Source organism: Streptomyces sp. NPDC047917, assembly GCF_043204345.1.
Classification (GTDB): Bacteria; Actinomycetota; Actinomycetes; order Streptomycetales; family Streptomycetaceae; genus Streptomyces; species Streptomyces sanglieri.
Window position 1 is genome coordinate 300,245 of the sequence record NZ_JBIDCA010000005.1, and the last position, 14,958, is coordinate 315,202.

At 72.7% G+C, this 14,958-nt stretch carries 17 protein-coding genes; 5 read left to right on the plus strand and 12 right to left on the minus strand.

The window, feature by feature from the left end; all coding sequences use genetic code 11:
• Positions 1-49 precede the first annotated feature (49 nt).
• The gene (locus ACGF8B_RS14160; RefSeq protein WP_392737858.1) at positions 50-682 is read left to right on the plus strand and encodes a TIGR03085 family metal-binding protein; all 633 of its coding nucleotides are present in this window, start codon (positions 50-52) and stop codon (positions 680-682) included.
• Between the two features lie 26 nt (positions 683-708).
• Here the strand turns inward: ACGF8B_RS14160 and ACGF8B_RS14165 are convergent, their stop codons facing one another.
• The 10 genes from ACGF8B_RS14165 to hisD all read right to left on the minus strand — a co-directional run bounded on the left by ACGF8B_RS14165 (position 709) and on the right by hisD (position 8,486).
• On the minus strand, positions 709-1,959 hold the full coding sequence (locus tag ACGF8B_RS14165; RefSeq protein WP_392737860.1) for an MFS transporter: 1,251 nt from the start codon (positions 1,957-1,959) through the stop codon (positions 709-711).
• A gap of 25 nt (positions 1,960-1,984) precedes the next feature.
• Positions 1,985-2,572, minus strand: coding sequence for a winged helix-turn-helix domain-containing protein (locus ACGF8B_RS14170; RefSeq protein WP_392737862.1), 588 nt, complete (start codon positions 2,570-2,572; stop codon positions 1,985-1,987).
• Positions 2,573-2,751: 179 nt separating this feature from the next.
• Entirely contained in the window at positions 2,752-3,507 is a 756-nt protein-coding gene (gene hisF, locus ACGF8B_RS14175; protein ID WP_392737863.1) for an imidazole glycerol phosphate synthase subunit HisF, read from the minus strand.
• Positions 3,504-3,902, minus strand: a complete 399-nt coding sequence (locus ACGF8B_RS14180) for a RidA family protein (RefSeq protein ID WP_392737865.1) — start codon at positions 3,900-3,902, stop codon at positions 3,504-3,506. The genes hisF and ACGF8B_RS14180 overlap by 4 nt, the downstream gene beginning before the upstream one ends.
• On the minus strand, positions 3,899-4,624 hold the full coding sequence (gene priA / locus ACGF8B_RS14185) for a bifunctional 1-(5-phosphoribosyl)-5-((5-phosphoribosylamino)methylideneamino)imidazole-4-carboxamide isomerase/phosphoribosylanthranilate isomerase PriA (protein ID WP_342286411.1): 726 nt from the start codon (positions 4,622-4,624) through the stop codon (positions 3,899-3,901). Before priA ends, ACGF8B_RS14180 begins: the two co-directional genes overlap by 4 nt.
• The gene (hisH, locus tag ACGF8B_RS14190; protein ID WP_342286413.1) at positions 4,624-5,265 is read right to left on the minus strand and encodes an imidazole glycerol phosphate synthase subunit HisH; all 642 of its coding nucleotides are present in this window, start codon (positions 5,263-5,265) and stop codon (positions 4,624-4,626) included. The genes priA and hisH overlap by 1 nt, the downstream gene beginning before the upstream one ends.
• Positions 5,266-5,276: 11 nt before the next feature.
• Positions 5,277-5,444, minus strand: a complete 168-nt coding sequence (locus tag ACGF8B_RS14195; RefSeq protein ID WP_342286415.1) for a hypothetical protein — start codon at positions 5,442-5,444, stop codon at positions 5,277-5,279.
• Positions 5,441-6,037: an imidazoleglycerol-phosphate dehydratase HisB gene (gene hisB / locus ACGF8B_RS14200; RefSeq protein WP_342286417.1), complete on the minus strand. Its 597-nt coding sequence runs from the start codon at positions 6,035-6,037 to the stop codon at positions 5,441-5,443. The genes ACGF8B_RS14195 and hisB overlap by 4 nt, the downstream gene beginning before the upstream one ends.
• Complete coding sequence (locus ACGF8B_RS14205) at positions 6,034-7,167, minus strand: histidinol-phosphate transaminase (RefSeq protein ID WP_392737869.1); 1,134 nt, start codon at positions 7,165-7,167, stop codon at positions 6,034-6,036. Before ACGF8B_RS14205 ends, hisB begins: the two co-directional genes overlap by 4 nt.
• On the minus strand, positions 7,164-8,486 hold the full coding sequence (hisD, locus tag ACGF8B_RS14210) for a histidinol dehydrogenase (protein WP_392737871.1): 1,323 nt from the start codon (positions 8,484-8,486) through the stop codon (positions 7,164-7,166). Before hisD ends, ACGF8B_RS14205 begins: the two co-directional genes overlap by 4 nt.
• 138 nt (positions 8,487-8,624) lie before the next feature.
• Here hisD and ACGF8B_RS14215 point away from each other — a divergent pair, with 138 nt between their 5' ends.
• The 4 genes from ACGF8B_RS14215 (at position 8,625) to ybaK (ending at position 12,817) form a co-directional block, all read left to right on the plus strand.
• Entirely contained in the window at positions 8,625-10,226 is a 1,602-nt protein-coding gene (locus ACGF8B_RS14215; protein WP_392737873.1) for an oxidoreductase, read from the plus strand.
• Positions 10,227-10,494: 268 nt separating this feature from the next.
• A complete protein-coding gene (locus tag ACGF8B_RS14220; protein ID WP_392737874.1) occupies positions 10,495-11,532 on the plus strand; it encodes a hypothetical protein in 1,038 nt (345 codons plus the stop codon).
• Positions 11,533-11,537: 5 nt separating this feature from the next.
• Entirely contained in the window at positions 11,538-12,281 is a 744-nt protein-coding gene (locus ACGF8B_RS14225) for an LON peptidase substrate-binding domain-containing protein (protein ID WP_392737875.1), read from the plus strand.
• A gap of 32 nt (positions 12,282-12,313) precedes the next feature.
• Positions 12,314-12,817, plus strand: coding sequence for a Cys-tRNA(Pro) deacylase (ybaK, locus tag ACGF8B_RS14230; protein ID WP_392737877.1), 504 nt, complete (start codon positions 12,314-12,316; stop codon positions 12,815-12,817).
• Positions 12,818-13,165: 348 nt separating this feature from the next.
• Here ybaK and ACGF8B_RS14235 read toward each other — a convergent pair whose 3' ends face one another.
• Positions 13,166-13,954 carry an ABC transporter permease gene (locus ACGF8B_RS14235; protein ID WP_392737879.1) on the minus strand — a complete coding sequence of 263 codons (789 nt, stop codon included), beginning with the start codon at positions 13,952-13,954 and terminating at the stop codon, positions 13,166-13,168.
• Positions 13,955-13,988: 34 nt separating this feature from the next.
• The gene (locus ACGF8B_RS14240) at positions 13,989-14,717 is read right to left on the minus strand and encodes an ABC transporter permease (RefSeq protein ID WP_392738350.1); all 729 of its coding nucleotides are present in this window, start codon (positions 14,715-14,717) and stop codon (positions 13,989-13,991) included.
• Between the last annotated feature and the right edge of the window lie 241 nt (positions 14,718-14,958).

The window sequence follows — 14,958 nt, forward strand, 5'->3', positions numbered from 1 at the left end:
TGCGGCGTCCACTGGGCGGACCGCGGGCGGCGGTCGTACGCTGGCGACCATGTCGACCCATGCGAAGCGTGAACGACTCCTGCTCGCCGATCTGTTGGAAGCGGCGGGACCGGAGGCCCCGACCCTGTGCCAGGGCTGGACGGCCCGGGACCTGGCCGCCCATGTGGTGGTCCGGGAGCGCCGGCCGGACGCGGCGGGCGGGGTGGTGCTGGGCGTTCTGAAGAACCGTCTCGACCGGGTGCAGGCGGAGTACGCGGCCAAGCCGTACGAGGAGCTGATCCAGCTGATCCGTACCGGACCGCCGCGGATGTCCCCGTTCGGCCTGAAGCAGATCGACGAGGCCGCCAACACCGTCGAGTTCTACATCCATACGGAGGACGTCCGCCGGGCCCAGCCGGACTGGTCGCGGCGGGAGCTGGACCCGGTGTTCGCCGATGTGCTGTGGGCACGGGCCGAGCGGACGGCCCGGCTGCTGGGCCGCAGGTCCCCGGTGGGGCTGGTGCTGCGCCGCCCGGACGGCCAGACGGTGGTGGCGCACAAGGGCACCCCGGTGGTGACGGTGACCGGCGAGCCGGGCGAGCTGCTGCTCTTCGCGTTCGGGCGGCAGGACGCGGCCGCGGTGGGCATCGAGGGCGACGAGCAGGCGGTGGACCGGCTGCACACGGCGGAGCTGGGGATGTAGGCCCACCCGGGCGTACGGGGGCGGGGTCAGCGCGGGAGCTCCGCGCGGCGCAGCCGGGTGAAGGCCAGGCCCGTCACCGCTCCGGCGGCGCACAGCGAGGCGCTGGTGGCGAAGACCGGGCCGGTCCCCCAGATCGCGACGGCGGCACCCGTGACCGGGTAGCTGAGCGGGGCGATCGCATGGGTGAAGAGCGTCGAGACCGAGGTGACCCGGCCGAGGTAGGCGGGTTCGGTGACGGTCTGGATCAGGGCCCCGCCCAGGGAGCCGCCGAGTCCCGCGAAGAGCCCGACGCAGACCGCCGCGGCAGCTGCGAGGGCCACCGAGGGCAGCTGGGCCAGGGCGCCGATGGCGACCGCGCCGACCAGTACGGCCAGGCACATCACCAGTCCGGCGCGCGGCACCCGGCCGCGCACGGCGAGCAGCAGTGCCGTCGCGCCGGCGCCGATGCCGAAGGCGGCGATGATCCAGCCCATGCCGGACGCGCCCCAGTGCCGCTCCTCGGCGAGCAGGATCAGGCCGAGGTTGAGCGGCCCGACGAAGCCCAGTTCGCTGACGGCGACGACGATCATCAGCGGTCCGAGCAGCGGGTGGCGGCGGATGTGGCGCAGCCCGTCGGCCAGGTCGTGCCAGGCGGTGCCGGAGGGTTCGGCGCCCTTCCGGTCGGGCAGCGGGCGCATCCGCAGGGACAGCAGCAGCGGCAGCGACACGGCGAAGAGCATCCCGGCGGCGGCGAACGCGAGCGTCGGCCCGCCGAGGGCCACCGCGACGCCGCCGAGCGGGGCGCCGACGACATTGGCGAGGCGGGTGGCGAGGCCGCGCATTCCCTGGACCCGGGCCAGCTGTCCGGGGGCGGTGACCCGGGGCGGCAGGGCGCCGACGGCGGGCAGGAAGAGGGCGTCGACCACGCCGAAGACGAGCGCGACGGCGATCAGCATCCACAGCGCGGGCGAGGTGAACAGCAGGGCGGCGGCCAGGCCGAGGACGACCAGGCAGCGGGCGGTGTCGCTGCCGATGACGACGCGGCGCGGGCCGATCCGGTCGGCGAGCACTCCCCCGCCGAGCATCAGCACGGCCCGGGGTATGGAGCCGACGGCGAGGACGACCCCGGTCTGGGTGCCGCCGCCGGTGCGGGCGGCGGCCCAGGCGAGCGCCATGTAGTAGACGCTGTCGCCGATCATCGACGCGGTGTAGGCGCCGAGCCAGCGCAGGACGTTGGCGTCGCGGTGGGCGGGGCGTTCGGCGGTCCGCGCGGGTGTTGCCGTGTCGGTGACGGTCATGGGGTCGGCCTTCCGGGGCGGCGGGTCAGGGGCGGAACGGGAAGGTGTACAGGTGTACGGCGACGTTCTCGCGGCCTTCGGTGTCTCCGGCCTCCTCGCGGGCGCGGCCGAGTTCCTCGTACCGGTCGACCACCTCGTGCATCTCGCGGCTGAGCGCGGCGAGCTCCTCGGCGGTGAGCCGGGCCAGGTACTCGGAGCTGGAGGCGGCGCTGCGCCACTGGAGCGGCCAGGTCGGGGCCGAGTCGAGGTAGCGGCGGTACAGCTCGATGTGCTGGTCGAAGGAGAGCCTGCCGACGGCGGCGTGCGTGGCGGCCTTCTCGGGGGCGTCGGTGAAGTCCTCCTCGTGGAAGTTCAGCCCCTTCGAGGCGGGCTGCCACCAGCGTTCGCGGGCGTCCGTGCCCTGCTGCCCGGCCTCCTCGATCAGGCCGTGGTCGGCGAGCTTGCGCAGGTGGTAGCTGACCAGCGAGACCGCCTCGTCGACCTGCTCGGCCAGTTGGGACGCGGTGGCCGTGCGGGCGATGTAGAGCGCCCGGTAGAGCCGCATCCGCAGGGGGTGCCCGAACGCCTTCAGGGTCTCCAGGTCCGAGACCCGGCGTGATTCCTTGCTTGCCATGCCTCGACCGTAGATGGAAAAGAAAACTTGCGCAATCATTCTTGCGCAATAAAAGCTGCGGAATCCGCGCGCGGTGGAGCGGAGGCCCGCGCGGTGGAGCGGAGGCCGTGGAAAAGCCCGACGCCGGGCGGGGCCGGTTTTCCGGCTCCGCCCGGCGTCGGGCTCGTTCGTGCGACTGCTCAGCGGACCGGGTGGCCGGCCTCCCTGAGCGCGCCCTTGACCTCGGAGATCCGCAGATCGCCGAAGTGGAAGACGGACGCGGCGAGCACCGCGTCGGCTCCGGCCTCGATGGCGGGCGCGAAGTCGGCGAGCCGGCCGGCGCCGCCGGAGGCGATGACGGGGACGGTCACATGCTTGCGTACCGCCGTGATCATCTCGGTGTCGTAACCGTCCTTGGTGCCGTCCGCGTCCATCGAGTTGAGCAGGATCTCGCCCGCGCCCAGCTCGGCGGCCCGGTGCGCCCACTCGACGGCGTCGATGCCGGTGCCCTTGCGGCCGCCGTGCGTGGTGACCTCGAAGGTGCCGGCGGGGGTGCGCCGGGCGTCCACCGAGAGCACCAGGACCTGGCGGCCGAAACGCTCGGCGATCTCCCGGAGGAGGTCGGGGCGGGCGATGGCGGCGGTGTTCACGCCGACCTTGTCCGCGCCGGCCCGCAGCAGCTTGTCGACGTCGTCGGCGGTGCGGACGCCACCGCCGACCGTGAGCGGGATGAAGACCTGCTCGGCGGTGCGGCGCACCACGTCGTAGGTGGTCTCCCGGTCGCCGCTGGACGCGGTGATGTCCAGGAAGGTCAGCTCGTCGGCGCCCTCGGCGTCGTACAGCTTCGCCATCTCGACGGGGTCGCCCGCGTCGCGCAGGTTCTGGAAGTTGACGCCCTTGACGACCCGGCCGTTGTCGACGTCCAGGCAGGGGATGACGCGTACCGCGAGGCTCACCGCGCACCTGCCCGGTACGCCTCGACCTCGACCTCGACGACCAGGCTCGGGTCCACGAAACCGGACACGATGATCATCGACGCGGCGGGGCGGACGTCGTCGAAGAGCTCCTTGTGGGCGCGGCCGACCTCGTCCACGTCCCGGGCGTGCGTGATGTACATCCGGGTGCGGACGACGTCGTCGCGGCCCAGGCCGAACTGCTTCAGCGCGTCGAAGGCGATCCGGAAGGAGGTGACGGCCTGCTCGTACGGGCCGCCCGCGGAGATCTGCCCGTTCTCCACCGCGGTGCAGCCGGACACCAGGACGAGGCCGTTCGGCAGCTGCACCGCGCGGGAGTAGCCGAACTTCTCCTCCCACGGGCCGCCGGAGGAGACACGGTTGACGGAGTCGCTCATCCGGAGACCACCCGCAGCGCCTCTTCGAGGGTGAACGCCTTCGCGTACAGCGCCTTGCCGACGATCGCGCCCTCGACGCCGTCCGGTACGAGCGAGGCGATGGCCCGCAGGTCGTCCAGCGAGGAGACGCCGCCGGAGGCGACGACGGGCTTGTCGGTGGCGGCGCAGACGTTCTTCAGGAGCTCCAGGTTGGGGCCCTGGAGCGTGCCGTCCTTGGCGATGTCGGTGACGACGTAGCGGGCGCAGCCCTCGGAGTCGAGCCGGGCGAGCGTCTCGTAGAGGTCACCGCCGTCGCGGGTCCAGCCGCGGCCGCGCAGCGTCGTGCCCCGGACGTCGAGGCCGACGGCGATCTGGTCGCCGTGCTCGGCGATGACCTTGGCGACCCACTCCGGGGTCTCCAGTGCGGCGGTGCCCAGGTTGACCCGGCGGCAGCCGGTGGCGAGGGCGGCGGCGAGCGAGGCGTCGTCGCGGATGCCGCCGGACAGCTCCACCTTGATGTCCATGGCGCCGGCCACCTCGGCGATCAGCGCCCGGTTGTCACCGGTGCCGAAGGCGGCGTCCAGGTCGACCAGGTGCAGCCACTCGGCGCCGGCGCTCTGCCAGGCGAGGGCGGCCTCCAGCGGCGAACCGTAGGAGGTCTCGGAGCCGGACTCGCCGTGGACGAGGCGGACGGCCTGGCCGTCGCGGACATCGACGGCGGGGAGCAGTTCAAGCTTCGGCATTACAGCGTCTCGATCCAGTTGGTCAGCAGCTGGGCGCCGGCATCGCCGGACTTCTCGGGGTGGAACTGGGTGGCCCACAGGGCGCCGTTCTCCACGGCGGCGACGAACGGCTCGCCGTGCGTGGCCCAGGTGACCCGGGGGGCGCGGATCTTGGGGTTGGTGACTTCCAGGCTCCAGTCGTGCACCGCGTAGGAGTGCACGAAGTAGAACCGGGCCTCGGGGTCGAGACCGGCGAAGAGCTGGGAGTCCTCGGGGGCCCGCACGGTGTTCCAGCCCATGTGCGGGACGACCGGGGCCTTCAGCGGGGCGACGGTGCCGGGCCATTCGTCCAGGCCCTCCGTCTCCACGCCGTGCTCGATGCCGCGCTCGAAGAGGATCTGCATCCCGACGCAGATGCCCATGACGGGGCGGCCGCCGGAGAGCCTGCGGCCGATGATCCACTCGCCGCGGGCCTTCTTCAGCCCGTCCATGCAGGCGGAGAACGCGCCGACGCCGGGCACCAGCAGCCCGTCGGCGTTCATCGCCTTGTCGAAGTCGCGGGTGATCTCGACGTCCGCGCCGACGTGGGCAAGCGCCCGCTCGGCGGAGCGGACGTTGCCGAAGCCGTAGTCGAAGACGACGACCTTCTTGTTGTCGCTCACAGCTCGTTCCCTCAGTCCCAGAGTCCCTGGATCCGCAGAATGCCTGCCACCAGGCACATCACGGAGGCGAGCGAGAGCAGGACGAGAACTCCCTTGGGCATGCCCTGCTTCGCGAAGGAGTAGACGCCGCCGGCCAGGAAGAGGCCGACGACGATCAGGATGGTGTTGAGGCCGGTCACAGCGCGCCCTTCGTGGAGGGGAGTATCCCGGCGGCGCGCGGGTCGTGTTCGCTGGCGTAGCGCAGGGCGCGGGCGAGCGCCTTGAACTGGCACTCCACGATGTGGTGGGCGTTGCGCCCGTACGGCACGTGGACGTGCAGGGCGATCTGCGCCTGCGCGACGAAGGACTCCAGGATGTGCCGGGTCATCGTCGTGTCGTACGCGCCGATCATCGGCGCCATGTTCTCCGGCTCGGTGTGCACCAGGTAGGGGCGGCCGGACAGGTCGACGGTGACCTGGGCGAGCGACTCGTCCAGCGGGACGGTGCAGTTGCCGAAGCGGTAGATGCCGACCTTGTCGCCGAGCGCCTGCTTGAACGCGGCGCCCAGCGCGAGGGCGGTGTCCTCGATGGTGTGGTGCGAGTCGATGTGCAGATCGCCGTCGGTCTTGACCGTGAGGTCGAAGAGGCCGTGCCTGCCGAGCTGGTCGAGCATGTGGTCGTAGAACCCGACCCCGGTCGACACGTCGACCTTCCCGGTGCCGTCGAGGTTTATCTCGACGACCACCGAGGTTTCCTTGGTGGTGCGTTCCACGCGGCCTACGCGGGGGCTCATGCGTCGTGCTCCTTCTTCAGTTCGCGTACCGCATCGAGGAACGCGTCGTTCTCTGCCGGGGTGCCCGCGGAGACCCGCAGCCATCCCGGTACGCCGTTGTCCCGGACCAGGACGCCCCGGTCGAGGATCCGCTGCCAGGCGGTGTGGCTGTCGGCGAAGCGGCCGAACTGGACGAAGTTGGCGTCCGAGTCGGTGACGTCGTAGCCGAGGGCGCGCAGCTCGGTGACGATCCGGTCGCGCTCGTCCTTGAGCTGCGCGACGTATCCGAGCAGCGTATCGGTGTGCTCCAGGGCGGCGAGCGCGGTGGCCTGGGTGACGGAGGACAGGTGGTACGGCAGCCGCACCAGCTGGACCGCGTCGACGACCGCCGGGTCGGCGGCGAGGTAGCCCAGCCGCAGTCCGGCGGCGCCGAACGCCTTCGACATGGTGCGCGAGAGCACCATGTTCGGCCGGCCCTCGATCAGCGGGAGCAGCGAGGCGTGGTGGCTGAATTCGCCGTACGCCTCGTCGACCACGACCATCGACGGCCGGGCCGCCTGCGCGGCGTCGTACAGCGCGAGCACGGTCTCCGCGTCGACGGCGGTGCCGGTGGGGTTGTTGGGCGAGGTGATGAAGACGACGTCGGGCCGGTGCTCGGCGATGGCCTTTCTGGCGGCCGCGACGTCGACGGTGAAGTCCTCGTTGCGCGGTCCGGAGATCCAGCCGGTGCCGGTGCCGCGGGCGATGAGGGCGTGCATGGAGTACGAGGGCTCGAAGCCGATCGCGGTGCGGCCGGGGCCGCCGAAGGTCTGCAGCAGCTGCTGGAGCACCTCGTTGGAGCCGTTGGCCGCCCAGACGTTGGCGAGGGAGACCTCGTGCCCGGCGGTGCGGGTGAGGTAGCGGGCCAGCTCGGTACGGAGCTCGACGGCGTCCCGGTCGGGGTAGCGGTTGAGGTCGCGGGCGGCCTCGCGGACCCGCTCGGCGATCCGGTCGACGAGTGCCTCGGGCAGCGGGTAGGGGTTCTCGTTGGTGTTCAGCCGCACGGGTACGTCGAGCTGCGGCGCCCCGTACGGGGACTTGCCGCGCAGCTCGTCGCGGACCGGGAGGTCGTCGATGCGGGTGGTCCTGCGAGGGGTGTCGCTGTTCGTCACTGCTGCGGGACCTCTCCGCCGAACCTGGCCTTGAGCGCGGCGCCGTGGGCGGGGAGGTCCTCCGCCTCGGCGAGGGCCACCACGTGGTGGGTGACCTCGGCCAGGGCATCGCGCGTGTAGTCGACGATGTGGATGCCGCGCAGGAAGGACTGCACGGAGAGGCCCGAGGAGTGGCAGGCGCAGCCACCGGTGGGCAGGACGTGGTTGGAGCCGGCGCAGTAGTCGCCGAGCGAGACCGGGGCCCAGGGGCCGACGAAGATCGCGCCGGCGTTGCGGACCCGGTCGGCGACGGCCGCGGCGTCGGCGGTCTGGATCTCCAGGTGCTCGGCGGCATACGCGTCGACCACCTTGAGGCCGTCCGCCAGGTCGTTGACCAGGACGATCGCGGACTGGCGGCCGGCCAGCGCGGGCTCGATCCGGTCGGTCACGTGCTTGGTCGCGGCGATCTGCGGCTTCAGCTCGGCCTCGGTGGCCGCGGCCAGCTCCTCGGAGTCGGTGACCAGGACTGCGGCGGCCATCGGGTCGTGCTCGGCCTGGCTGATCAGGTCGGCGGCGACGTGCACCGGGTCGGCGGTGGAGTCGGCGAGGATCGCGATCTCGGTGGGGCCCGCTTCCGCGTCGATGCCGATGCGGCCCTTGAGGAGGCGCTTGGCGGCGGCGACGTAGATGTTGCCGGGGCCGGTGACGAGATCGACCGGAGGACATTCGGCCGTTCCGTACGCGAACATCGCGATGGCCTGTGCGCCACCGGCCGCGTACACCTCGTCGACGCCGAGCAGGGCGCAGGCGGCGAGGATCGTGGGGTGCGGCAGGCCGCCGAAGTCCTTCTGCGGCGGGGAGGCGACGGCGATGCCCTCGACGCCCGCCTCCTGGGCCGGTACGACGTTCATGACCACGGACGACGGGTAGACGGAGCGCCCGCCCGGCACGTACAGCCCGACGCGCTCGACCGGCACCCACTTCTCGGTGACGGTGCCGCCGGGGACGACCTGCGTGGTGTGCGTGGTGCGGCGCTGCTCGCGGTGGACGAGGCGGGCGCGGCGGATCGACTCCTCCAGGGCGGCCCGCACGGCCGGGTCGAGCCGCTCGACGGCCTCGGTGATCGCCCGGGCAGGGACCCGGATCGATTCGAGCCGTACGCCGTCGAATTTCTCTCCCCACTCGATCACTGCCGCGGAGCCACGATGGCGTACGTCCTCGCAGATGGGCCGCACTGTCTCCAGGGCGGCTTCCACATCGAACTCGGCACGGGGCAGCAGGTCGCGCAGGGCTCCACCCTCGGGGAGGGCATCGCCGCGCAGATCGATTCGAGAGATCACACCGCAATTCTCGCAGACCGGCTCCGGCGTCCGGTCGCCCGTATCACTGGCTGATACATGTCCCGGACGTCACTGCTGACCAATAGCGTTCACGTCGTCACCCAGAGGGAAGAACAGCTCCGAGCGGAAGGGGCACCCGTGACCGAACCGCACGACGGCGATTTTCCGGACGGTCTGAGCGCGGCCGAGCTGGGCATGTGGCAGGCCTTCCGGAACGGCAGCACCTACGATCTGCGCGCCCGCGATCCCGCGCGCGACGATCCGTTCGCACCGCTGGTCTGGGGACCGGAGCGCAGTGTGGACGGGCGTGTCGTCGCCAGGCTGCTGCTCTCGGGGCCGCCGCCGCGCCCCGGCCGGGTGGCGGCGCTGAAGCTCCGGGGGGTGCGGATCACTGGGACGCTCGACCTCGCGGGCGGGCGCGTCTCGCCGTACGTCGAGATGACCGGCTGCCGCTTCGAGAACGAGGTGGTGCTGCCGGAGTGCCATTTCACGACGTTGCGGATCGTCGGCTGTGCGATGCCGCGGCTGGAGGCGGCCCGGCTGCGCACCGAGGGCGATCTGCATCTGCCGCGCTGCCGGATCCCGCGCGGGATCCGGCTCACCGACGCCCAGATCGGCACCGATCTGCTGATCAACCAGATCGAGATCGGCCCGGACCGGGGCGGCCGGGCGCTGGCCGGGGACGGGCTGGCGGTCGCCCAGGACCTTCAGGCGGAGCTGATCGAGGCGCGCGGCGAGCTGAGTCTGCGCGGGGCGAAGGTCGGTGGTTCGCTGAGTCTGCGCGGCAGCCGGCTGCGCGGCAGGGAGGGGCGGCGCGCGCTGAACGCCCCCCAGCTGAGCGTGGAGCGGACGCTGTACATGAGTGAGGCGTGGGTGAGCGTGGAGACGGGGATCCAGGGCGCCACTCCGCCGTACGGCATCGTCATGGCGTCGACCCCGGCGAGCGGCACCCGTTCGCAGGTCCTCGACTGCCGCGGCGGGGTGCGGCTGGACGACGGGCGGTTCGGCGACGCGGTCGATCTGCACAAGGCGCGGTTCGTGATGGCCCGGCACGAGGAGCTCTCGCTGCGCCGGATCGTCACCCCGGAGCTGCGGTTCAACGCGGAACGGCCGGAGGAGGGCCGGGTCGTGCTGAACGGGGCGAAGGTCGTCACGCTGATCGACGTGTCGACGAGCTGGCCGGGGCCCGGCGGCCTGGCGATGGGCGGTTTCGTGTACGAGAACCTCGTCCCGTACGGACACTTCCCGCTCTCCCGGCGCCTGGAGTGGGTGGCGGCGGCGACCCCGGAGTACGTGCCGGAGCCGTACGAGCGCCTCGCGACGGTGCTGCGCAACTGCGGGGAGGACGCGGACGCCCGGGAGGTGCTGCTGGCCAAGCAGCGGCGGCGGCGCGAGACGCTGCCGCCGGCCGGGAAGCTGTGGGGCTTCATCCAGGACTGGACGGTGGCGTACGGCTACCGGCCGGGGCGGGCCGCGGTCTGGATGGCCCTGCTGTGGGCGGCGGGGGCGGTGGCCTTCGCCCAGCACGCCCCGGCGGCGATCAAGCAGGACGAGCATCCGCAGTGGAACCCGGCGCTGTACGCGCTGGATCTGCTGATCCCGGTGATCAATCTGGGCCAGGACGGTTACTGGCGGATGGAGGACGGCTGGCAGTGGGCGGCGGCCGTGCTCGTCCTGCTGGGCTGGATACTGGCCACGACCGTGGCGGCGGGCGCCTCACGGCTGCTCCGCCGGGGCTGACCGGATCCGGCCACGGTGGATCGGGCGGCGGGCCGTCCGGCGGCTTGTGCCCGTTCCGCCGAACGGCCCGGTACGACACCCGTACACCGTGGTCGAACGACCGCCCGAGCCGCGTCAGAAGTGCCGTACACCATCGGCCGGAACCGCAGGAACAAGCCAGATTCCGAACTTTCCTTTACTTTTTCTTGACCCGGTCCGATACAACCCATTCACTCGGCACCAAAGCTTCACAGCGAGCCTCTGGCGCCGCTCCGACCAGGGCTTTTCAATGGTCTGCACCATGCCAATCCTTCGTGCTCTGCTCCGCGCCGCGCGCGCGGTCCGGCGCCCCTCGCAGGGGACCGCCGGACTGCCCGCCGACGACGAGGTGCTGCTCGACGCCCCCGACGAACGGCTCTCCCCGGCCCTCGTCGCCGCCGCACTCGGGGAGTACGGACCGGCCGCCAAACTCATGGCCACCACCCGGGACGGCGCCGAGTGGGAGAACCGCGACCGGTATCTCGGCCGGCTCGTCGCCTTCGCCCGCAGCCGCGACGGCTGGCTGACCGACTGGCTCGCCGCAGCTCCGCACGACCCGGACGCGCTGCTCGTCAAGGCCCAGCTGGCGGTCCACCGGGCCTGGGAGTCGCCGGCCCGCGCCGAGCAGCTGCGCGAGGTGGGGCCGCTGATCTCGGCGGCTGCCGAGAGCGATCCGCGCGACCCGGTGCCCTGGCGCCTCGCGCTCGACCACGCCCGCGGCACCCACGCCACGCACACCGTGTTCGAGGCGCTGTGGGAGCAGGCGATCCAGCGCTCCTCGCACCACTACGGCTGCCATGTCGCGGCGCTGCGGTACCTCTCCGCCGCCTGGTACGGCTCGCACCGCGAGTGCTTCGACTTCGCGGAGCGGGCCGCCGAGGACTCGCTGCCCGGCTCGCTGGTGCAGGCGCTGCCGCTGCGGGCGGCCTTCGCCCTGCTGATCGAGGGTCCGGGCACCCGGACCACCTCGGTGCAGGAGGAGCGGATCGACGCGGCGGCGGATCTGGCCATCGCGCTGTCCGCCTCGTTGGAGCCGGGCGATCCGTGGTCCGCCGAGGTCCGCAATCTGCTGGCGTTCGTGCTGGTCGGCCGGGGGCGCTGGGACGAGGCCCTGGAACAGTTCCGGCGGATCGGACCGCACGCGGCGTCGTTCCCCTGGTCGTCGGTCTCCGAGGATCCGCTCGGCCGGTTCCTGGAAGCGCGGGACGACACGCGAGTCCGGGTGGCCTGTGCGGCACCTTTCGCGGGACGGGCCGACCGGGGCGGGCCCGGCGGCCATTACGCTTGACCGTTGTGACCACCGCTCGCCTGCCTCTGTTCCCGCTGAACGCGGTGCTGTTCCCCGGCCTCGTGCTGCCGCTGAACGTCTTCGAGGAGCGTTATCGCGCCATGATGCGCGAGCTCCTGAAGACCGACGAGGACGAACCCCGCCGGTTCGCCGTGGTCGCGATCCGTGACGGCCATGAGACCGCCCCGACGGGCGCCGGAATGCCCGACGCGGTGAGCGTCCCCGCCGAGCGCGGCCCCGCGGACGGCTTCGGCCCCGACCCGGTGCAGACCTTCCACCGGGTCGGCTGCATCGCGGACGCGGCGAAGATCCGGGAGCGGCAGGACGGCAGCTTCGAGGTCCTGGCGACCGGCACCACCCGGGTCAGGCTGCTCTCCGTGGAGGCGAGCGGCCCGTTCCTCACAGCCGAGCTCGAAGAGCTGGACGAGGAGCCCGGCGAGGAGGCGGGGGCGCTGGCCGAGGGCGTACTGCGGGCCTTCCGCAGCTACCAGAAGCGGCTGGCCGGGGCGAGCGAACGGTCCCTGACGACCGGCGCGGACCTGCCCGACGACCCCTCCGTCGTCTCGTACCTGGTCGCGGCGGCGGCCGTACTGGACGTCCCGACCAGGCAACGGCTGCTCCAGGCGCCCGACACCGCGACCCGGCTGCGCGAGGAACTGACGCTGCTGCGTGCCGAGACCGCGGTCATCCGCCATCTGCCGTCGCTGCCCGCGGTGGATCTGACCCGCGCCCCGACCCACCCCAACTGATCCGACCACCGATCGACCGAGGACCCGTCCCCGTGGCGAAGAAGCCCAAGAAGCAGCAACAGTCCGGCGGCACCCCGGCCACGGTCACCCTGACCGCGGCCGGCACGCCCTTCACCGTCCACGCCTACGACCACGACCCGGCCTCCGCCTCCTACGGCGAGGAGGCGGCCGAGGCTCTGGGCGTCTCCCCCGACCGGGTCTTCAAGACCCTGGTGGCGGACGTGGACGGCACGCTGACCGTGGCGGTGGTCCCGGTGGCCGGCTCACTGGACCTGAAGGCCCTGGCCGCCGCGGTGAACGGCAAACGGGCCACCATGGCCGACCCGGCAGCCGCGGAACGCACCACCGGCTATGTGCGGGGCGGCATCTCCCCACTGGGCCAGCGGAAGCGGCTGCGTACGGTGCTGGACGCGTCGGCACGCTCCCACGACACGATCTGCGTCTCGGCGGGCCGCCGGGGCCTGGAGGTCGAACTCTCCGCCACGGACCTGGCCGCCCTGACGGACGCGGTATTCGCAGACATCGGCCGCGCCTGACCCCGTCCGGGACGGAGCTGCCCGGTCCATCCCTCAGCCCGCCCGGCAATCGAGTACCAGAGCCCGGGACAGAGCCACCCACTCCACCCCTCAGCCCGCCCGGCGATTGAGGACCGGGGCCCGGGACAGAGCCACCCACTCCACCCCTCAGCCCGCCCGACAATCGAGGACCAGAGCCCGGGACAGAACCACCCACTCCACCCCTCAGCCCGCCCGACAATCGAGGACCAGAGCCCGGGACAGAACCACCCACTCCACCCCTCAGCCCGCCCGGCGATTGAGGACCGGGGCCCGGGGCAGAGCCCCGGTTCGGGAAGGGGCGGGTAGGGGACAAGCCCCGCGCAGCGGCTACGCAGGCGGCACAGGCGGCGCGCCCTCACCGGCGGACCCCCCGGCCCCGTTCACCCCAGGCACACCCGGCGCCTCAGGCGCCCCCGGCGCACCCGGCGCACCCGGAAACGAGTACACCCCCCACTCCGGCTCCGGATCCCGCGGCCCGAACAGCGCCGTCAGCCCGAGATGCACCGCCATCGCCCCCAGCGGCCAGGCCAGCAGCGCCCCCTTCGCCCGCAGCTGGAGCGGTGCGTCGAAGACCACGCCCTTGCCGACCGCCCGCGCGTGCGCGACCACGTCCTGGGTCGGCCCGAGCCACACCCCGAGCCGCCACGCCAGCAGCGAACCGAGCAGCCCGCCCAGCGCGAGACCCAGCACCAGCGCGATGCCGCCGCGCCGCTGGAACCAGAAGACCAGTGCCGCGGAGAGCGCCCCGAAGGCCAGGCCCAGCAGCACGAACGTTCCGTCGGCGCCGATCGCCTCCTCGCCCTCGCTGTCGTTCAGGAAGACGGCGGTGCTGTCGGAGATCAGCGGAACCCTGGGCGCCAGCCACAGCCAGAGGAACCCGAGCGCGATGCCCGAGACGGTCACCAGAGCGGTGACGATCGCGGCCTTCCGCAGATCAGGCCCGCGGTCCTTCTCCTCCTGCGACTCCAGCAGGGCCCCCGGGTAGTGCCCAAAGGCTCCACCCGGACCGCCGGGCCGACCGGGCCCGCCGGATCCCCCCGGGCCACCCCAGTTCGGCGGGGTCTGCCAGGGATCGTTGGACGAAGGCTGGTGAGGCGGCGTCAGAGGTGCAGTCACCGTGCCATCGTGCCAGGCGCCCCCGCGCCGCGCCTCACCGGACCGCTGCCCTGCGGTACGCCCAGGTCGCCGCGGCCAGCGAGAGGACGCCGACCACCGCGCAGACGGCGAGGTCCAGCGCGACGACAGCCCAGTCCGGGTGGGCGTCGAAGGAGCGGGCGAGCGCCTCGACACCGTAGGTGGAGGGCAGCAGATCACGCGCCCAGCCGACCGGCGCCGGCAGCCGGTCGGCGGGAAGCACACCGAGCAGCAGCGCCGCCGACATGCCCAGCTGGCCGAGCAGCGTGGCCAGCTCCTGCCGGGGCGCGAGCAGCCCCAGCGCCGCGCCCAGCCCCGAGAGCGCCGCCCCGGAGAGCGGGATGACGGCGACGAGCACCCACAGATGTGTCAGCGGCAGCCCGAACATCACGCTGCCGGCCACGGCCGTGACGATCGTGCCGGGCACGGTGAAGGAGGCGTACGCCCCGGCCGCGCCGAGCACCACCGCGGCGGGCGGCACCGGCAGGGTCGCGTAGTGGTCGAGCCCGCCGCCGGCCCGCAGCTGCCCGAAGTACTGGGCGAGGAGATTGAGCGCCACGAAGGCCACGACGAGGACACTGGAGCCGGCGACGACGGCGCGTGCCTCGGAGCCGCCGTCGACCACCCCGCGCATCAGCACCATGATCCCGACGGACTGGAAGGTCGCGACGAAGAGCAGCGGGATACGGGCGACCCTGGCCCTGGACAGCTGCGCGCGGTAGACCGCCGCGAGCGAGGGGAACAGCCGGGCCCGCGGGGCGAGCGGCGCGGGCGCCGTCCCCTCGTGGCCGGAGCCGTCGCCGAGGAGACCCGCGGGGCCGTCCTGCGCGGTCCGGACGGGTCCGGTCACCGCCTGCGCGGGAACGATGCTCGTCACCTGGCGCTGCTCCTGTTCGCTGCCTGCCCGGCCACGCACCCGCACCCGGTCGTCCCGCTGCCCCCGGCCGTACGACTCACCCCGGCCACCTCTCCGGCCCCGGGCGCCC